15 protein-coding genes, 1 riboswitch and 1 other annotated feature are annotated in these 22,396 nt (G+C 36.9%); of the genes, 10 read left to right on the forward strand and 5 right to left on the reverse strand.

All coding sequences use genetic code 11. The features are described 5' to 3' along the window. Positions 1-94 precede the first annotated feature (94 nt). Entirely contained in the window at positions 95-1,759 is a 1,665-nt protein-coding gene (argS, locus tag FG384_RS07950; protein WP_142642061.1) for an arginine--tRNA ligase, read from the reverse strand. Between the two features lie 41 nt (positions 1,760-1,800). Then, positions 1,801-2,151: a binding site (T-box leader), on the reverse strand. Between the two features lie 311 nt (positions 2,152-2,462). Here argS and FG384_RS07955 point away from each other — a divergent pair. The 4 genes from FG384_RS07955 to FG384_RS07970 are packed head-to-tail and all read left to right on the forward strand — an operon-like array spanning position 2,463 to position 7,131. Beyond that, positions 2,463-3,491: an ABC transporter substrate-binding protein gene (locus tag FG384_RS07955; protein ID WP_338101323.1), complete on the forward strand. Its 1,029-nt coding sequence runs from the start codon at positions 2,463-2,465 to the stop codon at positions 3,489-3,491. 16 nt (positions 3,492-3,507) lie between these two features. Next, on the forward strand, positions 3,508-4,638 hold the full coding sequence (locus FG384_RS07960; protein ID WP_142642062.1) for an ABC transporter ATP-binding protein: 1,131 nt from the start codon (positions 3,508-3,510) through the stop codon (positions 4,636-4,638). Beyond that, positions 4,635-6,338, forward strand: coding sequence for an ABC transporter permease (locus FG384_RS07965; RefSeq protein ID WP_142642063.1), 1,704 nt, complete (start codon positions 4,635-4,637; stop codon positions 6,336-6,338). The genes FG384_RS07960 and FG384_RS07965 overlap by 4 nt, the downstream gene beginning before the upstream one ends. A gap of 10 nt (positions 6,339-6,348) precedes the next feature. Beyond that, positions 6,349-7,131, forward strand: coding sequence for an HAD-IIA family hydrolase (locus FG384_RS07970; protein WP_338101324.1), 783 nt, complete (start codon positions 6,349-6,351; stop codon positions 7,129-7,131). On the opposite strand, the gene FG384_RS07975 is transcribed toward FG384_RS07970, so the two are convergent. Further along, a complete protein-coding gene (locus tag FG384_RS07975; protein WP_142642065.1) occupies positions 7,126-7,689 on the reverse strand; it encodes a glycerol-3-phosphate responsive antiterminator in 564 nt (187 codons plus the stop codon). The two genes, FG384_RS07970 and FG384_RS07975, sit on opposite strands and share 6 nt — an antisense overlap. 173 nt (positions 7,690-7,862) lie before the next feature. On the opposite strand from FG384_RS07975, the gene FG384_RS07980 reads away from it, so the two are divergent. Beyond that, positions 7,863-9,503, forward strand: coding sequence for a glycerol-3-phosphate dehydrogenase/oxidase (locus tag FG384_RS07980; protein ID WP_142642066.1), 1,641 nt, complete (start codon positions 7,863-7,865; stop codon positions 9,501-9,503). A gap of 88 nt (positions 9,504-9,591) precedes the next feature. Here the strand turns inward: FG384_RS07980 and FG384_RS07985 are convergent, their stop codons facing one another. Further along, entirely contained in the window at positions 9,592-10,041 is a 450-nt protein-coding gene (locus FG384_RS07985; protein WP_142642067.1) for a hypothetical protein, read from the reverse strand. A 132-nt stretch (positions 10,042-10,173) separates the two neighbouring features. Beyond that, the gene (locus FG384_RS07990) at positions 10,174-13,902 is read right to left on the reverse strand and encodes a DUF6359 domain-containing protein (protein WP_142642068.1); all 3,729 of its coding nucleotides are present in this window, start codon (positions 13,900-13,902) and stop codon (positions 10,174-10,176) included. Positions 13,903-14,203: 301 nt separating this feature from the next. Between FG384_RS07990 and FG384_RS07995 the strand changes: the two genes are divergently transcribed. The 5 genes from FG384_RS07995 (at position 14,204) to thiW (ending at position 19,472) form a co-directional block, all read left to right on the forward strand. Further along, a complete protein-coding gene (locus FG384_RS07995) occupies positions 14,204-15,598 on the forward strand; it encodes a bifunctional metallophosphatase/5'-nucleotidase (RefSeq protein WP_142642069.1) in 1,395 nt (464 codons plus the stop codon). 14 nt (positions 15,599-15,612) lie between these two features. Further along, complete coding sequence (locus tag FG384_RS08000) at positions 15,613-16,659, forward strand: P1 family peptidase (RefSeq protein ID WP_142642113.1); 1,047 nt, start codon at positions 15,613-15,615, stop codon at positions 16,657-16,659. A gap of 89 nt (positions 16,660-16,748) precedes the next feature. After that, positions 16,749-16,852, forward strand: a riboswitch (TPP riboswitch). Positions 16,853-16,950: 98 nt separating this feature from the next. Next, positions 16,951-18,228: an acetylornithine deacetylase gene (locus tag FG384_RS08005; RefSeq protein WP_142642070.1), complete on the forward strand. Its 1,278-nt coding sequence runs from the start codon at positions 16,951-16,953 to the stop codon at positions 18,226-18,228. A gap of 28 nt (positions 18,229-18,256) precedes the next feature. Beyond that, positions 18,257-18,940, forward strand: coding sequence for a thiaminase II (gene tenA / locus FG384_RS08010; protein ID WP_142642071.1), 684 nt, complete (start codon positions 18,257-18,259; stop codon positions 18,938-18,940). 22 nt (positions 18,941-18,962) lie between these two features. Beyond that, a complete protein-coding gene (thiW, locus tag FG384_RS08015; RefSeq protein ID WP_142642072.1) occupies positions 18,963-19,472 on the forward strand; it encodes an energy coupling factor transporter S component ThiW in 510 nt (169 codons plus the stop codon). A gap of 680 nt (positions 19,473-20,152) precedes the next feature. Here thiW and FG384_RS08020 read toward each other — a convergent pair. Further along, a complete protein-coding gene (locus FG384_RS08020; RefSeq protein ID WP_142642073.1) occupies positions 20,153-22,297 on the reverse strand; it encodes a type IA DNA topoisomerase in 2,145 nt (714 codons plus the stop codon). Positions 22,298-22,396 lie beyond the last annotated feature (99 nt).

The following is a 22,396-nucleotide window of genomic DNA, read 5'->3' on the forward strand; positions in this document are numbered from 1 at the left end:
ACCTCTATTCCTTAACGTATTCACCTAGCAACTGGTGAATTAGACGTTAGTCAGTGGTGCTGAAACTTATACAGGGCAAAAATAACAGCCCATATTACATTTCGACGGGAGCTTTTATCCCGAGTAACCTAAGGGCTTCCTCAAGTACAATAACAACACACTGAACAATTGAAACACGGTAAGAAGTATAACTAGAATCTTTCATAACCTGAACATTTCCATAAAAAGAATTAAATGATTGTGCTAAATCTATAGCATATTTGGCTACTAATGATGGATCATATTCTATGGCTGCACGTTGAATGACGAAAGGAAATTGTTGTAGTGATTTAATAACATCCCATTCATAGTCGTTAACGACTGTGACTTGGAAGGTATCTACGCTTTTAACCTTTCTTAAAATAGAGCATGCTCTTGCGTATGAATATTGAACGTATGGCCCAGTTTCTCCTTCTGTTTGGAGCATTTTTTTTAAATCAAATTCAATATCATGCTTTCGATGTTGTTTTAAATCACTAAAAATAATTGCTCCAACACCGACCACTTTAGAAACTTCTTTTTTATTCGTTAATTGAGGATTTTTTTCTTCGATTGTTGTCTCTGCTAATTGAATTGCCTCATTTAATACCTCTTCTAATAAAACAATCTTTCCTTTACGAGTCGAAAGCTTCTTACCCTCTTTTAAAATTAAACCAAATGGAATATGCTGAATAGTTTCAGACCATTCATACCCCATATTGCCTAAAACTTTCTTAATTTGAGCAAAGTGCAAACTTTGTTCATTTCCAACTACATACAAAGATTTAGCAAAATCATATGTTTGTTTTCGATTAATAGCTGCCGTAATATCTCTTGTAGCATACAAAGTCGCTCCGTCGGATTTTTTTATGAGGCAGGGAGGTATATTTTCTCCTACTTCTACTACAAGCGCACCATCAGATTCTATTAATAGATTTTTGTCTAATAACTCCTGAACGATCGAATCCATTTTGTCGTTATAATATGCTTCACCTTGAAATGAATCAAAAGATACCCCAAGCAAATCATATATTTTTTGAAATTCATTTAACGATTCTGATCGAAACCATTTCCAAAGTTCTAATGCTTCCGGATGACCGTCTTCTAACGATTTAAAAGCAGCTCTTCCTTTGTCATTTAGAGAGTCGTCATTTTCAGCTTCTTCATGAAAACGAATATAAAGATTTAATAATGTTTGAATAGGGGCTTCTTGAACTTTCTTTTCATCTCCCCATAAACGATAAGCTACTAGTAGTTTTCCAAATTGCGTGCCCCAGTCACCAAGGTGATTGATTTTAATAGGTTGATACCCGTTTTTCTCAAGTAATAAAGAAATTGAATTTCCAATTACAGTAGATCTCAAATGCCCCATGGAAAATGGCTTTGCAATATTAGGTGATGACATGTCAATCGTTACTACTCCACCAGCCCCTAAATTGGAAGAACCGTATTGTTTCCCTTGATTGTGGATGGTAGTTAATGTGGAATAAGCAAATGTAGATCTTTTCATAAATAAATTTACGTATCCATTTACAGCTTCCACTTTTTCAATGTATTCACTGTGAATATTTCCAGCAAGTTCCTGTGCAATTACATTGGGAGATTTTCTTAGCTTTTTAGCAAAGGGAAAGCAAGGAAGGGCGAAGTCACCTAAGTGAGCATAAGCAGGTATTTCAATCATGTTTTCTTCAATCAACTCAGATGTGAAGTTTTGCAGAATGTCTAATACTTTCATTTTCATTTGAATTCCTCCTAAAAATAAAAAAGCCCTCGTCTCATTAAAAATGAGACGAAAGCTTAACTTCCGCGGTACCACTCAATTTGCCTATTTCGGCCACTTTCTCTATAACGGTGAGTCTCCGGCTTTTTTTACTATATAAGTGTAAACTTTTCTATATAGTATATGTCCAGCTCCAGACGCCATCTGCTCGAGGTCAAATGCCTGTTTCTTGCGGTGGCTGAGGGAACTGCCTCCTCAGAAACCGGCATTTGCTTGTCGCAGCAAGGCGGCGTCTGCCGCTTTTCTAACAAGCATCTCCAAAGTGCGTTTCACAACTCTTCATAACTAGGCTCACACCATCCCTAGCTCGCTTTGTATTTCGATATTGTTACTCTCTTCATCTAAGATATTGTATTTGAATTTATCAAATTGCAGAGAAGAAGTCAAATTGTTTTGATATTTTTTCACGACAGTTGGTTATTGCATTCTAACAAAAAGAACTTGTAAGTAGATCGTAAAAAGTTCTCGAGGGTTTTATTAAAAAGAAAATATTTGAAATAAGTAGTTGCAATTATCAGAAAGTACTGTATACTAAAATTTAGTTAAATAACTAGGCAGAGACTATGAGATGAAAGCCTGAGTGTAAGCCCTTACATTGGAAGGGTTACATTTGGCATTCGTCTCTATTTTTTTGTCCATTAACTATAATATGAGGGGGATTCATGTGAGAAAAATTTCTGGTTTGGCTGCAAGTGTTTTACTAGCGGCGGGAATGTTAGCAGGATGTGCCGGAGGAACTTCGGAAGGAGAAAATGGCAAGGGAAGCAGAATTACGCTTTACTCACCGGAAACACCGGATTTTACAAAAGAGTTAGCAATGAAGTATGAAGAACTTAATGATGAAAAAGTAGATGTGCATTATGCTGGGACAAACGTTCTAGTAAATCAAATGCTTGCAGAGAAAGATAATCCAAAAGCCGACGTTTGGTATGGTGGAGGAGGAATACTTCCATTTGAGGCTGCGGTTGAGCGTGGAATTTTGAGTAACTATATCCCGGATTTTGCAGCAGATTGGGACATTGTAGAAAATGGAATTAAAATGAAACATGAAGACGGGAAGTATGTAGGAGTTGAAATCTTCGTATTAGGTTTCTCGTATAACCCAGAACTTGTTTCTGAAGCAGAAGCACCAAAGACATGGGAAGATTTGCTTGACCCTAAATGGGAAGGAAAAATTCAGTTTCCTAACCCAGCAGCATCAGGTACAGCCACTTTAATGGTAATGGATCAAATGATGCGAAAAGGTGAAGACGAAGCTTGGAAATACTTTGAGAAACTTGTAAAACAAGCGAATTCAATGCCTGACTCAGGTTCTGCTCCTACTAAAGGAGTGGCAATGGGAGAAGCACATATCGGCATTGGTTTTGACTTTATGGCATACGAACAAAAAAACAAAGGGGAGAGTGTAGATTTTATCGTACCTGATAAAACTCCAGTACTTGTAAACCCTGTTACATTAATCGAAGGTGGACCAAACGCAGAAGGGGGTAAAAAGTTTATGGACTTCTTACTTTCTGAAGATGCTCAACAAATTATGGCAGACTGGTACCATATACCAATTAATCCTAATGTAGAATCTAAAACACCTTTAACGCTAGAAAAAGTTAAAGCACACGCAGTTGATCTTGATATCGACTGGGTTAATGAAAACTATGATCGTGTTCGTAATGAGTGGAAAGCTAAATTTCAATAAATAAGGGTGAAAATCAATGGGATCAGTAATAATCAATAATATGACTAAAAAGTTTGGGGAATTTACTGCACTTCATGATATTAACCTAGAAATTGAGGAGGGCGAATTCTTCGCTCTTCTCGGTCCTTCGGGATGTGGGAAGACTACAACAATGCGTTGTATAGCTGGGTTTGAAAATCCTACATCTGGGAAAATTTACATAGGAAATAATGAAGTAGAAAATATTCCCGCAAATAAACGAAATTGTGGAATGGTTTTTCAAAGTTATGCTTTGTTCCCACATATGAATGTCTTCGACAATGTTGCTTATAGTCTTAATATTAAGGAATTGAATTCTAGTAATCCAGTAAAGCAGTTAGCGATTTATGCACGCCTCTTAAATAATAGATTAGGGAAGCATCCGAAAGCAATTCAGGAAAAAGTTATGGAGATACTTAAGTATGTAGAACTGGATAAGCATGCTGATCGCTTAACAAGCGAATTATCAGGAGGACAGCAACAACGTGTTGCTCTAGCGAGAGCATTAGTTATGGAACCGGCTGTACTACTGATGGATGAGCCTCTATCAAATTTGGATCAAAAGCTTCGACATTCTATGAGGAATACAATTCGTACTATTCAACAAGATCTCGGAATTACGACAATTTTTGTTACGCATGACCAAGAAGAAGCTATGAGTATGGCAGATAGAATAGCAGTAATGGATAAAGGGCATATTGTTCAAATTGGGACACCAACAGATTTGTATAGTAATCCGTCCACTCCCTTCATTGCTGATTTTGTAGGTACCTCTAATATTCTTAGTGGAACTGTCGCTGGAGAAGAGAATGGACTTGTAATTGTGAAAGGTGATGGATTTGTTCTTAGGTCTGCTAACAAGGCTTTGAAAGATGAATTAAATGTAATTATCAGACCTGAGCATGTAAAGGTAGAAGCGGTTGACAGTATTATTGACGATAAGAAAACTAATGTAATTGAAGGTACTGTTATCATGTCTACCTATTTGGGTTCGATTGTTCGATATGACGTCCAAGTGGGTTCATACCAGCTTATTGTAGATACGACATACTCATCTGGATCTAATATATTTGAAGAAGGAAGGAAGGTAAAGCTGACGGTAGAGCATGAAAGGGTACTATTAATATGAAGAAACTTAAAAACAGTTTTAATGGATTATCGGTTGTCAAAATATTAATTTATGCATTCTTCGGTCTTTTCATGTTACTTCCTTTATTTTCTGTTTTCCTTGTTAGCTTTACAGGGCAGCCCATTAATATCTTAGGTTCTCTAACTGATCCAGCAATACTAAGTTCAACGATAGAGAAATTTAAAGGTGCATCATTAGAAAATTATAAACAAGTATTCTCAAATGCAGGCTACTTAGACGGATTAAAGAACAGCCTATTATTAGGTTTCCTTGTAACTTTGATTGTAATAGTAATTTGCGTTCCTATGGCATATGGAATTGCTAGGACAAAGATGCCGTTTAAAAAAACGATTTCTGCATTGTGTATGGTACCTCTTATTGTACCAACATTCATCTCTGCTTACGCATTTATCATTATGTTTGGCCGTTCAGGATGGGTTACTGAAATTTACAATGTTTTGGGAGGGGAAGGAATGCTCCTAAATCCGTACTCCATGGCGGGTGTAGTAACGGTGCAAGTATTCTTTTTCTTCCCCTATGCTTTGTGGACGCTTGTGGCTGCTTTTAAAATAAGCGATGTCAGTTTAGAAGAGGCTTCTCAGAACTTAGGAGCAAAGAACTGGTTTACATTCATCTTTGTGACTTTTCCATTAGCTCTTCCTGGAATAATTTCGAGTGCGCTCCTTATTTTCACTGTCAGTTTCTCGGATTTTGGAACACCGATAGTTTTAGCTCCAAAAGAGCTGAACTTATTAGTAGTTGAAGCGTATCGTGAAATTGCCGGTTTCTTCAATTGGGGCGGCGCCGCTATCTTGACTGTTGTTATGGTAATTGTAGCTGCATTCTTCTTTTGGCTTCAACATTTGTTTACAAAAGGGAAAAACTACGGGTCAGTTTCAGGTAAACCAAAACAGCAAAAGTTAATCGAGAACAAGACTCTAACAAGAATACTTTCTGGATATTCTTTCTTAGTCGTTTTGGTTCCTCTTTTTGCAATGCTTTCGGTAGCGCTACAATCTGTTGCGACTACTTGGGGGAAGGATTTATTGCCAAATGGTTACACGTTGGACCATTACAAGACAATTTTTACAACTTCGATGGGGAACATACAAAACAGTATTATGCTGGCAACAGGGGCTTTAGTTTTAAGTGTAATCATTGCTACATTTGTTTCCTATTTTGTTGTTAGACAAAATTCTTCTAAACTAGATTTTATGGCATCAATTCCTCTAGTTGTTCCTGGAATAGCTTTTGGTATTGCTTTAATACAAACTTTTAATACTGCACCACTTCATTTAACAGGCACGGCTGTTCTGCTTATTATTGCATATACAATTCGTAGGCTTCCTTATATGGTGCGTTCGACGATGGGGGCGATGAGAGCAATCAAACAAGATATAGAAGAAGCTGCAATTAATTTAGGTGCGACACCACTTACGGCCGCTATTACGATTATTGGCCCTCTTATGCTTCCAGGAATTGCTGCAGGATCGATACTAGTTTTCATAACGGTCATTAAAGAAGCTAGTGTCTCTATTTTACTTGCACCACCGGAATGGGCACCTATGAGTTTGGCTATCTTTCATAATATTTTGCGTGCAGAGTATTATTCTGCGGCAGCAATGTCTATTGTTTTAATAGTTTTGGTTCTGTTATTACAAGGAGCTGCTAATTTATTGTCCCGTAAGCAAAAGTTATAAATTTATTGGAGTGAAGAGTTTGAAAGGATTTATATTTGACCTCGATGGCACAATTTATGTTGATAATGAGATAATTCCAGGGGTACCTGATGCCATAAAGAGTCTAAAAGAACGTGGCGATAAAGTGGTATTTCTTACTAATAAGTCAATTGCGAGTAGGAAAGATTACGTTGAAAAATTGAACAATTTAGATATCCATGTAGAGCTAAATGAAATAATAAATTCTAATTATATAACTGCTCATTACTTAAAGTCGGTTATGAAGCCTGATGATGCAGTTTATGTAATTGGGGAAGCACCATTATTTGAAGAACTTTCTGATGAGAATATTAAGTTGGCGGATATATCCGCCAACGCTTCTCATGTAGTTCTAGGATGGGATAGGAATTTTACTTATGATAAGCTGAATGATGCTTTTCAGGCTTGGAGGAATGGAGCAAAAATAATTGCTACAAACCCAGATAGAACTTGTCCGGTTCGAGAGGGAGAAATCCCAGATTGTGGTGCAATGATTGGAGCAATTGAAGGAGCAACTGGAGAGCCGGTGAATTTGATCACAGGTAAACCATCATCCATGATGGCAGAGTATGTCTTAGAAAAAGTATTAGGAATGCAAGCTTCTGATTGCTACATGGTGGGAGATAGATTGGAAACAGATATTAAAATGGCCAATGAAGCAGGTATACAATCTGTTTTAGTCATGACAGGTATTACAAATCCAGAAATGCTAAAACAGACAACGTATCAACCAAAATATGTACTGGAGAGTGTAAAGGATATAGGTAATTTATAAATCAAAGTTCCACATTTCTGGATTCCCGGATGAAACGGCAAGTGCCCCAGATTTGAGTGCTTGATGAACTTCAGAAATGTCATCTATCAATCCTCCGGCGATAATAGGAAATTCTAGTTCGGTGGAAAGTTGGTCTATAATTTTTGGCATGATTCCTGGTAAAACTTCAACGGCATTAGGTCGGCAGGAATTCACCATTTCTATACCTTTGGAAACAGCGCTACGATCAAGTAAGAAAATACGTTGAATTGTCTTAAGTCCGATCTCATTTGCAATTTTGACTATATGACTTTTAGTAGTAATGATACCTGTGGGCTTCCAGTTCTCTGCCACGAAGGTTAAAGCATTTTTTGAATTGGAAATGCCGTCGATAAAATCAAGATGGACAAAAACATATTTTCCAGCTTTTTTGAGTTGACTAATGTAATTGGTAATGGTCATTAGATTACCAGTAAGGAGGAAAACGATGTTTGCTTTACTTTCTAAGGCATATTTTAAATCTTCCTCGTTTGTAACAGATGCTATCATTTGCGATTCTACCATATCGACTAAGCTCACTAAAATTCATCCTTCCTACTTGTAAGAATTGTTAATACTTCATTATTGTAGCATAGATTAAATATTCAGAAGAGAAAAATTAATAGGGTCAGAGATAAAGAGAAGAGACCATTACAATCCCTGCATTAAGCAGGGTTATTGTAATGGTCTTTTAATGTGAAGGAGTTTTTAATATGAAAAATTTTTCATTTGAAGAAAGAAATACGACATTATCACAAATTGAAGGAGAACACTATGATGTTATTGTAATTGGGGGAGGGATTACGGGTACCGGTATTTCTCTTGATAGTGTGACTAGAGGGATGAAGACGCTTGTTATAGAAATGCAAGATTTTGCTGCAGGAACTTCAAGTAGATCGACTAAACTTGTTCATGGAGGTCTAAGGTATTTAAAGCAATTGGAAGTGAAGATGGTAGCAGATGTGGGAAAAGAAAGAGAAGTTGTATATTTAAATGCACCACATGTAACGCATCCTGAATGGATGTTACTCCCAATTTATCGTAACGGAACTTTCGGGAAATATTCAACCTCATTAGGTCTTAAAGTCTATGATTTCTTAGCTGGAGTAAAGAGATATGAAAGAAGAAAGATGCTATCTATAAAAGAAACGATAGAAAAAGAACCACTACTTAAAAAGGATGGACTTATAGGAGGGGGATACTATGTTGAATATAGAACTGATGATGCTAGGCTGACAATTGAAGTAGCAAAGAAAGCGAGTCAAAAAGGAGCTGCACTGCTTAATTATACAAAAGCGAAATCCTTTATTTATTCTGATGATGGTAAAATTTGTGGAGTCTTCATAAAGGATGTTCTGACGGGAGATACATATCAGGTGTATGGGAAAAAAATTGTTAACGCGTCAGGGCCATGGGTGGAAAACTTGATCGGGTTAGATAAAAAAATAATTGGTAAAAGCCTACAACACACAAAGGGGATACATATAGTAATTGATGAGTCTAGATTTCCGTTAAGGCAAGCGGTTTATTTTGATACTCCAGATGGTCGTATGGTTTTTGCTATTCCTAGGGATGGAAAAACATATATCGGCACAACAGATACAATTTTTGAAAACGACCTTACCTATCCAAAGGTAGATATTGAAGACAAGAAGTATTTATTAGAGTGTATCAATTTTGTGTTTCCTGAAACGAAACTAGAAATGAGTGATATTGAGTCAACTTGGGCTGGTGTAAGACCATTGATTCGTGAAATTGGAAAAGGACCTTCTGAAATTTCAAGAAAAGATGAGATTTGGATATCTAATACAGGTCTTATCACAATTGCGGGAGGTAAATTGACTGGTTATCGTAAGATGGCAGAAACAGTTACAGATTTACTAAGTAAAGAATTAGAGGCTAGTGGAGTTAAAGTAGGGAAATCAGTTACAAAAAAGATGAGACTATCGGGTGGTGACTTCAAAAACCCAGAGGATTATTCAAACTTTATCGTTGCCAAAGGAAATGTATTATCCAAGCTTGGTATTCCAATCGATGAAGCAATGAACATTTCAGCTGTATATGGTACAAATACAGATATACTCATTGAACTCGCTGATGAAGTTTTAAAAGAAACGGCTTTACCTTTGGCGATAAAGTTAATACTTCATTATTCAATAAAACACGAAATGACTTTGACTGCCGTTGACTTTTTCTTACGTAGAACAGGGAAAATTCTTTTTGATATACATTGGGTTCATACATGGAAATCTGAAGTTATTAACTATATGGCGCTAATGATGGAGTGGGATGAAAAGAGGAAAGAAATAATAAGGGAAGATCTTGAACTGAGAATTCATGAAGCAGCACATTGAGCATATCTTGGTGCCAGGCACTTGTAATATAACTGTAATACTATTAAAAAAACTACCTGAAAATGTATGGAACATTTTCAGGTAGTTTTTAATTTGTAACTGCAGCTACAATATTAACCAATTTTGAAGTAGACTTATTGTTTTCCAGTGGCTGTTCTTGAATAATCCAGTTAATTGAAAGAAGTTGTTTCAAAGAAGAAAGCTGTTGCTCATCGATTTCTAAACACTCTATCCCGTTTTCGTGGAGCTGATAATCGCGATCATCAATTTTTTCGAACTTCAATTTCAATAAGTTTTTAAGTCCGTTCATCGTAATGAACTTCACTGAGTAACCGTCCATTAAAATGGACTTAAATTTAGTTTGGTCTTCTTCAAACAATGTGATTAGTACACTGAATCTATTATTTGGATATTCATTTTCCCACGTTCGAAGATCTTTTTGTTCCAGTTTTGTAAGAATTTCATCATTTGAAATGCCATTGCTTCGTAGGGTTTCTATCAAAAAAGCATCCATCATCGAAATTTTGTTGTTCTCCATTCTCATAATCCCCCAAATAAAAAGTAAATACATGATAAGTAATTATAACAAAAATTCTCAATTGTCCAGTTCTTTTTACAAGAATAATTAAAATACTTCGACTAAGCATTTGCTTAATCGAAGTATTTTTGGTTACTTATTAATTTTCTTGAATTTCCACTTCTTCGATTTGGTATCGTAGTAAGCACCTTCAACTGTAGGTTTCTTACCTTCTGTAACGATAATGAAGTAGTCTTTGAATCCTGTTGTTATTTGATTCTGTTTGCTATCAAGGAAAGATATATCTTTCAATTTAAGATTATCTTTAATTTTATCTTTGTTTTTTTCCTTCAATAGACCCGATGGCACATGGTAATCTAGGTGAAGTGTAAATTCCCCACTTGAAGCGAGTGTATTAAAGTTATTAGCAGTGATCGTGAATGTTCCAGTAACAAGTGTAATCACGACATCTTTGTTAGCTGTGTCGATTTTCTTTGTAGCTTCTTCTGTGAAACGAATATATACATTTCCAGCGTCATGCAGTACAGAACCATCTACAGTAATAACAGATTTAGAAGTATCTACCTCATCTGCGGTAATAACTGCTTCACCATCTTTGACAGTTTGAACAGTTACGTTAATCGTTACTGTATTGTCGCCATATGTTGCGGTTATTGTTGTTTTTCCAGCTGCTTTTGCAGTAATAACGCCCTTTTCAACAGAAACGATTTTCGAATCAAAGCCACTATAAGTAGCTTCTTCTGTTACATCTTTCGTTAAAGTTGTACCGTCTTGTTTCGTAGCAGTTTCTGTTAATGTAATTTGCTCTGATTGACCTGTTTTTAATTCTAGAGATGTTTTATTAGCTTGTAGAGTGTAAGTTTCTAGTTCGTTAAACTCTACTTGGACTAAAACTGGATCGTGATCAGATGCACGGCCGTGAATGTCCATATAGTTCGCATTAATGTGAATCATGTCTACAGCAGTTTTGTCTGCTAAGTTATTTGTTACTAAAATATGGTCTAAAACTTGGTTGTTTCCTTGATAGTAATAAGAAAAACGTTCACCAGCAGGTACTTTTTCAACCATATTTGTTAATATACCGCCTTTTAATGCAGAGAGTGTTGGTGTGAACTCGAAATCATTCATATCACCAGCGACGATTACTTTTAAATCTGGATCTTTAGCTTGTCCAGCTTTAATGAAGTTATTGATCATCGTTGCCAACTCAATTCGCTCAGCTTCCGAACCTAAGAACGGCGGCTGATTTTTTCCAAATAAAGGTTGATCTCCACCTTTGGAATTTAAATGCGCTCCTATAACGATTACTTTTTCCCCTTGGAAATCAAATTGAGCCGCAAGAGGTTTACGTGTATTAGGCTGTGGTAAGTCTAGAATACGACCTGGATTTAAAGTTAAACTACCATTTTCATCCCAAGCTACTTTATCGGTCGAGCCACCTTTTGTTCCTTCAACTAAAGTGACACGGTTTGGATTGTATAAGTATCCAACTCGGATATTTCCTCCAGGTTGCCCGCCATCTTGATTATATTCAGGTGAAATGTCTGTCCATTTGTATACTGGACCACCTGCTGAAACGATTGCTGCAATTAAGTGTTCATAACTCGCAGATGCATCCGTATTTCCAGAAGCTGTTGGCCCATCATTATCTTGAACTTCTACTAATGTAATAATGTCAGGAGATTTCATATTCTCCACGAATGATTTTGCAATTTTTTCTACTTTTGCATCGGGTGTATTTTCTTTATTTGTCGAGAAGTTTTCAACGTTGTACGAAGCCACTGTCAGTTTATCTTCAGTAGGTTCAATATTCGTTACGACCATTGGTTTCTCAATACGAGTGATTGGAGGAAGAGAAGACTCTTCTGCCCATAACTTGAAGTTTCCAAATCCGAAGCCCATCACACCAATAATGTTCCCTGAATAATAGTCACCAGATTTAGCATTATAATTTTCGTTATTTATATCTACTAAAATTCTTTCAGGGTTGTAGTCATTAGGAGAAATACTAACACCACCTAAAATGTTGAATGTTGTATTGGTAGAATTACCAGCAACAACGACTACTTCACCATATTCTTGAGGTCCAACTACTTTTGCATTTGGAACTGCGAGTCGCATTAATTCGACAGATTCCCAAAAATCGATCCCATCTTCCTGTGGATCAAATGAAGTTAATCTATCATTGTCAATTAGTTCAGTTGGCGGGAAAATCTCTTCACCGATTACTAATGGAGCAGGAAGCGTTGCTGTTCCAGTTTTTGTAGCAGCTGTCGCGCGAATTCTTGTGATTGGTAAATCATTTACTTTCATATCCGAATAGCCTTCGTAATACCATTCCTCCACAGTTCCTGTAACTGATACTAAATCACCAACTTTAAGTCCATTTGAAGCTTTATTAACAATGATTGCTTCTGAAGTTGTATTGTCGTTATCAGGATTAATGTCTTGAATGACAAAGTTTGCTGAGTTATACAAGTGAGTCACGACACCTGTGATGTTTTGTACATTTGTACCTTCATAAGGAGAGAAGTGTCCTTTTCCTTGAATGTCGCGAATTGCAAGGTCATTTGACTTCAATACATCGTACACGAAAGTGAATACATCAGAAGTAGTGTCACTAACAGCAATTGCTTTAATTGTTGTACTTTTTGTTAGCTTGATAGGAGCAGTGTATTGTGTACTTTCCAATTTTGGTGTAGTTCCATCTAAAGTATAATGGATAGTCGCACCTTCAATTGGTGTCATTAATGAGACTTCTGTTCCTTCAGAAATAGTCCCTGGGAAAATATCTGTGTAAACTGCTGGTTTATTTACTAAGTCAAAGCTCTCTAAACCGAGCGTTTTCACTTGATAGGTTATATTGAATTTTGAAGCGATACCAGATACATGAACTATGTCGCCTTCTTTGTATTGCTTCAAGAATGAATTGTAATCTAAACCGTTTCGATTATCGTTACGTATAATAACAGATTCACCATTTGAATGTGTCGCCGTGAATTCAAATGTCCCAAAATCATTCGATTTTACTAGATTCGTAATGGTGACGTTGTTTAATTGAATACGTTCACCTTGCGTCTCTTCATTTACTCCAGCGGGTGTGATTTCTTGGGCTGTTGGAAGTATATTACCTGAAGAGATTTTAGTGATTTTTGTCGGTTGGATTTGAATTTCACCACTATATGGACTTACTTTACCCTCTAGTTCCACAATGTCGCAAGGATTTACATCTGCTGAGGTAGTAAAAACGTAGATTCCTGCCGTTTCATCTTGAATGTAGAAAGCTTTTCCACCCCAAAATCCAGTGCCTGTTGTTACCGTTCCTTTCACTTTCACTAATTTATTTACATCTGTTATGGCACGAGCTGCAGCGATATTTTCTAGTTCTTCTACTTCAGGAGGTGTAGGCACTTCACCATTAGAAATAATCGTGAACGCACTTGCACTTCTTAGTCCTGGAACACTGAAATAAGGAGAAAGAGAACCAGTTATTGTTACCTCACCTTTAAATAATGTTGGGTTGTCCACTAAATTTAAGCCGGCACGTACTGCACCGGTTGGTAATTGTACCGGTAATATTTTCGAAGCATCGGTCTCGTTAGGGGAATCTGCGAGGCCAATGTTTGTAGCAACAGTGAAAGGTGCTTCTTGATCGTAAGAAGTTCCAGAGCTTGCTGTGCCTACGATAAAACCTTGAACTGTTGCTGTACCAGTATTATTTGCGATAGCGTCTGCAACTGATATCGGTTCTGTTGCTTGTGCTTTTGGTGCGGCGATAAATGGTACAAACATGGATAGTACTAGAATGAGAGAGAGTGCTATTTTACTGAAAGCATGATTCCAAATTCGATCTTTTGTCATCCAATTCACTCCTTGGTATATTATTGTTTTGCTCCTAGATTATAGCAAAACAAAATTATTAAAATAATAAGATATTGTAAAGTTTAAAAAATTTAAATAAAAACAGGAAGGAAGTAATTGATTGAAGTGAGTATGCTGTGAAAATGTAATTATAGGAAGGTATAACTAAAGTGGTGTCTATTTTTAAAAAAAATTATTAAAAGTATTACAAGTGCCAGTCACCAGTAACTATGTTACTGGTGACTGGCACTTGTAATGTTTTTAGTATAAAATGGAAGTTAATTTGGCCAGGGGGGATAAAATGAGATTACGGATATTACATACGAATGATGTGCACAGCAACTTTGATAATTTCTCTAAAGTTGCAACACTGATTAAGCAATATAAAGATGAAGATACGATCATTTTGGACGGTGGTGATTTCGCTGATTTCAAAAGCATTGAGTTACAAGGAACAAGGGGATTAGCCGCAATTGAATTACTAGAAGCTATTGGTTACGACGCACTTACTATTGGAAACAATGAGATGTTTAATGGAGTAGATACGCTCGAGTATATGGCGAGTAATAGTCCTTTTCCTTTCATCAGTAATAACTTATTTAAAAAGGATAACTCGACAATTAATGGAGTATTTCCTAGTGCAATTTTAGAGAAGAACGGTCTTAGAATTCTTATCACCGGGTCTTCACCGAATATGGGAGAATTCAATGACGGTCTTGGGATTTATATGACGGATTATAAAGAAGGCATCCTAAATGAAATTAAAAGAAACGAAGGAAAATACGATATTTGTATCCTTCTAAGTCATGTTGGTACCTTTGCAGACGAGCCTCTTGCTATGGAAATACCAGAACTCGATATTATTATTTCAGCACATGATCATAAACTCTTTAACGAGGCTAAATTGGTAAACAATACAATAATGAATAGTGCAGGAAATTACGGTGAGCATTTAGGGATACTAGAGATTGAAATTATCGATGGTAAAGTAAAGCTGATTCATTCTGCTACGCTTTCTTCCATGGAAGTTGAAAAAGATGAACAGATTTTATCTTTATTAAAAATAAGTAAGGAAAAAGCGGTTAAAGTATTGAGTAAGCCGCTTTATGAACTCTCACGACCACTATGGCATGATGTAATCGAAGAAAATCCAATAACGAATTTAATTGCAGATGGATTAAAAGATATGCTGAATTGTGACATAGGGCTAATTAATAGTGGTATTTGCAATGCAGGTGCATTCAATGAAATGACAAATAAAAAGTTAATCGAAATCTGCCCATCTCCATTAAATCCAACATCTTTTGAATTACAAGGAAAATATATTAAAGAAGCCATTGAACAATCCTTAGACGCACAAGCTTGCTTGGCAGATGGAAGAGGACCTGGATTTCGAGGGAAATTTGTTGGTAGATTACATATAGCAGGAGCAGAAATTTTGCACGATAGTAAACATGTTCATACGGTGTATATAAAAGGACAACCGTTACAAGATGATACGTGGTATACGGTGGCAAGCTCTGATTATTTACAAAGAGGATCTGGGTACGGGAGCCTTGCGAACAATCGAAATGAAAAGTATCTTGCAGAAGAAATAAAAGATGTGATCCGTTTATATGCCGATAAACAGGAGTTTGTAGAGAAAGCATATTTAAATAGATGGAAAGAAGCGGCTAAAGTGGGGGGAGTATGTTGAAACAAAAAGGACCGATGAAAATCAGGAAAAGAGGGATTGAGGTAGGTCGTCTCCAAGTTGGAAATAAGAACTGCATTACAGACGTAGAAGGTGTTCGAGTAGGTCATGTTACACTAGATAGCCCTCTTGGTGAAGGGGAGTATGCATGCACCGGTGTGACAGCTATTTTGCCTCATGGAGATAATTTGTTTCAACAAAAAGTGGTTGGTGCAAGTTATGTATTAAATGGATTTGGTAAAACGACGGGTCTTGTACAAGTGGATGAATTAGGCTTAATCGAATCTCCAATCATGCTAACAAATACGTTTGCTATTCCAGCTGTTACGCAAGGCACATTAGAGTATATGTTAGATTCTAATCCAGAAATAGGAGAATCTACGGGAACAATTAATTTAGTTGTCGGGGAATGCAATGATAGTAGGTTGAACTCGATTCGTAAACTTCCTATTCAACCAGCTCATGCAAGAGAATGCATAGAAAAAGCTTCCAATGAGACTTCAGAGGAAGGGGCTGTAGGAGCAGGAAAAGGAATGATTTGTTTTGGTTACAAAGGAGGAATAGGTTCTTCTTCGCGTCTTGTAAGAGAAGAAGAAAGTGGAACTACTTATACAATCGGCTGCCTAGTCCTAAGTAATTTTGGAAGAAAAGAAGATTTTCAATGCTCTCAATACAATGTAGAGGGGAAGATGGATGTCCCAACTTTTCCAAAGCCGGCTGATGGGTCCATCATTATTGTATTGGCTACGGATGCTCCGCTTAGTAATAGGCAGTTAAAACGTGTGGCTAAAAGGTGCGGAATTGGACTAGGTAGAACAGGTAGTCACTTTAGTAATGGCAGCGGAGATATTGTCATTGCTTTTTCCACAGCCCATAAAATTCCACATGTTTCAGAGGGAAGTATTGAAACTAGAATACAATTGAGGGATGATCATCCCATTATGAACGAACTTTTTCTTGGAGCTGCAGAAGTTACAGAAGAATCTATATTAAATTCCTTATCTCAAGCTGTAACTACAAAAGGACGTATGGAGAATATTGCGCATGCTTATCCATTTGAATAGTTATATGGAGTTAAATTTCTGTATAACAAAAATCATTCTTGTAATTAATCGTGACTATGATACGATTTAGATGCATTTGTAATTGAATAAATGACTGCTAGGGGAGCCTTTTTAGGCTGAGACACATCTTGGATGTAAACCCTTTGAACCTGATCTAGTTAATACTAGCGGAGGGAAGCAGCTGGAACCCTACTATCGTGTGTTTAGTTTAACTATGTAGAAAACAGCCGCTTTCCGTTTATGGAGAGCGGTTTTTTGTTTTCAAAAATATAAATTGGAAGGGGAAAAGGAATGAAGAAGGAAATAGAAAATCGAATTTCTAAAGCAGTAGATGAGCGTAAAGAGGAACTATTACAGTTACTTGCAGATTTAGTTAGTTTTCCGACAGTTAGTCCCCCTGCTAGAAACACAGGTGAAGTGCAAAATTATATTGCAAATTTTTTAGAGGTACACCAATTTGAGACGGATAGTTGGGATGTGTTTCCGAAAGATCCGAATGTAGTAGGGATAAAAAGAGGTACTGATGGGCTACATTATCACAGTTTAATAATAAATGGACATATTGATGTTGCTGAAGTTGGAGATGAGAGCGCATGGACCGTGCCAGTATTCAAGCTAACAAATAAAGATGGATTTGTATTTGGCAGAGGAACCTCTGACATGAAAGGTGCAGTAGCTGCAACATTGTTTGCAGCAAAACTATTAAAAGAGTTAAATATTGAATTAAAAGGTGACTTGCAAATTCAGTCTGTTATTGGAGAAGAAGCAGGAGAAGCGGGAACTCTTTCTTGTTTGGAGAAAGGCTATACTGCTGATTTTGCACTTGTAGTAGATGGAAGTAACCGTCAAATTCACGGTCAAGGTGGAGTTATAACGGGCTGGATAACTATTAAAAGTAAAGAAGTTTTCCATGATGCAATGAGGATGAAAATGTTGCATGCAGGTGGGTTAATAAAAGGAGCAAGCGCCATAGAAAAAATGATGAAAATTATTGCCGGCCTTCAAGATTTGGAGAGACATTGGGCTGTTACTAAACAGTATCCAGGATTTGCACCTGGAACAACCACGATTAATCCAGCGGTTATTGAAGGTGGCAGACACGCCGCTTTTATAGCAGATGAATGCAGACTTTGGGTTACAGTACACTTTTATCCGAATGAAACGTATGAATCAGTGACAGCTGAAATAGAAGAACATTTAAATCAAGTCGCAATGTCTGATCTTTGGTTAAGAGAAAACCCACTCCAATATCGTTGGGGTGGAAAATCTATGATTGAGGAACGTGGCGAAATATTTCCAGCATTAAAGATGGATGCGGAACAGGCAGCGGTTCAATTACTTGCGGAGTGCCATCAGCAAATAGACAAAAATCCAGTCATAATCGGGATGTCCAAATCTGTGACTGATGCAGGTTGGCTAGGAGCAGCGGGTATTCCAACTGTTATTTATGGCCCAGGAAAACTGGAAGAAGCACACTCTGTTGATGAAAAACTAAATATAGAGGAATTACTCTCGTTTACTAAAACTCTGTTGTTATTCATTTCTCAATGGTGTAACACAAAAAAATAAAAAACTATTATTTTGGGAGGTAAGTCGTATGTCTTCTACAAAAAAATTCAGTGATCGATTATTTGAAAATATAAAACCAATTTGGGCTAAAAATCATCAACATCCGTTTGTGCAAGAGTTAGGGAAAGGTACTTTAGCAGAGGAAAAGTTTATACATTACATGAAGCAGGACTACGTCTATTTACTGGACTATTCCAAGTTATTTGCGGTAGGGGTTCAAAAATCACTCGATTTAGAAATGATGACAAATTTTTCGAAAACTCTTCACGACACACTACATTTTGAAATGGATTTACATCGTGCGTTTGCTGCTGAATTTGGAGTAACTCCAGAAGAACTGGAATCCACCAAACCTACACCTATAAATTTGGCTTATACACGTTATATGTTAAACGTTGCTCAAAATGGTTCGCTAGTAGAGTTAGTTTCTTGTTTACTTCCTTGTGCATGGGATTACTGGGAAATAGGAAAATTATTGCGTGAACAATATGGGGATAACTTGTCTACAAATAAATATGCAAAATGGATTGAAACATATGATTCCGAAGAATTCGCAGAAGGTGCAAAGTGGTTAATACAACTAATGGATCAACTAACAGAAGGGAAGCCCGAATGGGAGCTTGAACGAATCGAAGAACACTTTCAAATGACATCTAAGTTCGAGTATTTATTTTGGGAAATGAACTATCAACTAGAAGAGTGGCCAATTTAATAGTGAAGGCGAGATAGAAAAAATGAATAAAACTAGGAAGTTAACAATAACATCGCTCATTGTTGCCATAACAACATTATCTAGCCATCTCATATTTATCCCAGTTGGATTTGCGAAAATATTTCCTATACAACATTTTGCTAACGTATTTTTGGCGGTTTTACTAGGACCATGGTATGCGGTTGCGGGTGCATTAATCGTTTCTACTTTACGAAATCTGTTAGGTACTGGATCTATTTTTGCTTATCCAGGAAGTGTGATTGGTGCACTCTTAGCGGGTATCTTTTATATGAAAACGAAGAAAATTGTGTATGCATTTGTTGGAGAGGTTATTGGTACAGGTATTATTGGAGCAGTTACCACTTATCCAATAGGAGTTCTCTTATTTGGAAAAGAGCTAACGGTATTTGGATTTGTACCAGCCTTTATGATTAGTTCATTTACAGGTTCGTTATTGGCAATTGGTCTTTTAAAGGTGATGATGAAAAATAGAGTTATAGAGGGATTAGTTGAAAAGAGTGTTCATAAATAGTATTGACTCAAGAGTTACATAAAATAATAGCTTGTCTAGTGAGTGGCTTTTTCTGTACTCATTTCAACTACTTGATTCAATACGTAGAGGAAAAAGCTACGAGACTCCTGCGGAAAAACGGAGCAACCAAGACCCCGCACGAGCGCAGCGAGGAGGAGGCTTGGTGATTCGTCCGCGGAAAGCGAGTGGCTTTTTCCATACACAATTAGTATTATTCCATTTTATTAAAATAGACTTAATTATCCCTAGCTGATCGTGTTCATTTGTATATTTTTGGACATCATCGCATAACAACTACTTGATTCAATACGTAGAGGAAAAAGCAGCGAGACTCCTGCGGAAAAGCGAAGCGTCCAAGATCCCGCACGAGCCAGCGATGGCACTGAAAAACTAGAAATTCGTATTTTTGTAGGAACTATTTGTTGATTTTAATTAAAAGAATTTAGCGCGACGCATGAGACTCCGGCGGGAAAGCGAATGCCAAAGCGCTAAATTCTCTTAGCGACTATTTGATAGAAAATTTATTAGAATGACACTTTTCAATGCCTCCAAGCGAGTAGACTGAGGCAATGCCCGCGGAAAGGGAGCCGTTTCACCGATTTTTTTATTAACTAATTTGATTATCTGAACGTTGTTTTTCACATTATCGAAACTTTTTATTCGTTTACGATACAACTGAATTATTTCTCGTTTGCAAAATCTAATTTCAATTTACCTTCTACAAATGATAGGCTAGCATTAAACGATTGGCCGTTTTCTGCAACAAATCCTTTTATGACATTTGTTTTGCCTTTTGTACAAAGAAGTTTAATCTGACTTGGTGTAATCTTCTTCTTTAAAAAGAAGCCATTAAATGTTTGTGTGCACCCATTTTTATAATTCGTACAGCCATAAAAGTTTTTTCTAGCAATTATAAAACCTTGTTTACATTTTGGACATGGCGCAATAGGTTCTTGTTTATACTTAGAACTAGTTGCTTTAGAAGGGACAAGTTTTATATCAATGTTTTTCGTTTTTAATTGATTTGGAACTTCTTGGAGCAAGCTGTGAATAAACTTTGCAATACTTCCAAGAAATCGTTCCCCAGAACCGTCTCCATTACCTATTTTCCGTAAATAAGTTTCCCATTTCGCAGTCATCGATGGACTTGCAAGTAAATTACCTTCAATTGCTTGGCAAAGAACACGTCCTTTATCCGTAATTGATACGATATTTTTCGTTACATCAATATAACCATGACGTTTAATCGTTTCTATAATTCCGCTTCGAGTTGCTTCCGTTCCAAGACCTTCTACTTCTTTTAAAATGTCTGTTTCATTTTTGTCTTCCACAAGTTTTCCACAAGTCTTCATCATGGCAATTAGTTGGCCTTCTGTATAAGGTTTTGGAGGAAGTGTTTTTCCTTCTTTAATTCCAATATTACTTTCTACTTTTTCCTGTTCACGTAAAGGGGGGAGTGTAGACTCTTCTTTTTCTTTATCAGTAGTGGTGCGACTGAACAAAGCTTTCCAGCCTTTATCCCGTTCTGTTTTGCCAATAGTGAAAAAAGGTAATCCATTTACGTCAGTTGTTACTTTTGTTTCTGTGTATAAATAATCCGTATGAAACATACTAAGTGTCGTGCGAACAACTTCTTCATAAAGATTTCTTTCCATAATAGAGAGTCTAGAAAGGACACTTTGAGATGGAATCTTTTTTGTCGGTATAATTGCGTAATGCTCCTGAACCTTCGAACTATCGACGTAACGCTTTTTAGGAGAGAGCGATGCGACAGAGAAGGAGTGGCCAATTAGCTGTTGATAATCGGTTACTTGTGCAGCAAGATAGGAGAACTCACTAGGCGTAATGTAACGGGAATCCGTACGAGGATACGTGACAAGCTTCTTTTCATATAGTACTTGCATCGTCTTCAATACATTCGCAGGGCTCATTTTCCATAACCGATTTGCAGTTGCTTGCAATGTCGATAGCGAATGGAGCTGTGGCGGTGGCATCCGTTTTTCAATCTTATCTACAGAAGTAATAACTCCGGGCGAATTTGGTTGGATAGTGTGTTTTGCAAGAAGTTCTTGAATGATTTCCCTTTTAGGCTCTTTCGCTTTCGCTTTTCCCTTATAAGTTCCTTGCTCTGCAGTAAAGTTTGCTTCAATTTCAAAGAATGGCTCCGAAACAAATTGTTCTATCTCCATTTGTCGTTGATAAATCAGATAGATAGTAGGTGATTGCACACGCCCAATCGGAAAGACTTCTCGAATACCTTGTGATTGCAATAGAAGAGAATACAACCTGGAGCCATTCATTCCAACAAGCCAATCACTAATTTGCCGGGCTTTTGCTTCTTCATATAATAGTAAATCTTTGCGATTATCATGTAAATTAGCGAATCCTTTTCGAACTTCCTCTATTTCTAGTGAATTTATCCACAATCGTTTAATCGTTTGGACTCTTGCACCAGTTTGATTGTATATACTATAGAAGATATTCGAACCTTCGCGATCTACGTCACATGCATTGATAACTGTATCCGTCCCTTTAATAAGCTTTTTCACAACGGTAAACTGCTTGAACTTTCCTTTTGCAACTTGGAATTCGTACCGAGCTGGTAAAATTGGCAAACTGTTCAGTGACCACTTGTCCCATTTCGAATCATATGCTTTTGGTTCCTTTAACTCTACAAGATGTCCAATTCCCCAAGTTATATAGGCTCCTTCTGGAAAGATTGGACAAGGGATGATTTCTAAATAACCTTCATGTCTTTTTACAGTAAAAGCATCGGCATACGCTTTTGCCTGGCTTGGCTTTTCAGCTAAGATAACTGGTTTCATAACAACACCTCTTTCGTACATCCGATAAAACGCTTGTTCTGATTATAGTGTATCAGATTTTAACGAAATCGAAGAGTATTTAAAAAAAGTCCAGCTTTC

This window comes from Psychrobacillus vulpis (assembly GCF_006861825.1).
Classification (GTDB): domain Bacteria; phylum Bacillota; class Bacilli; order Bacillales_A; family Planococcaceae; genus Psychrobacillus; species Psychrobacillus vulpis.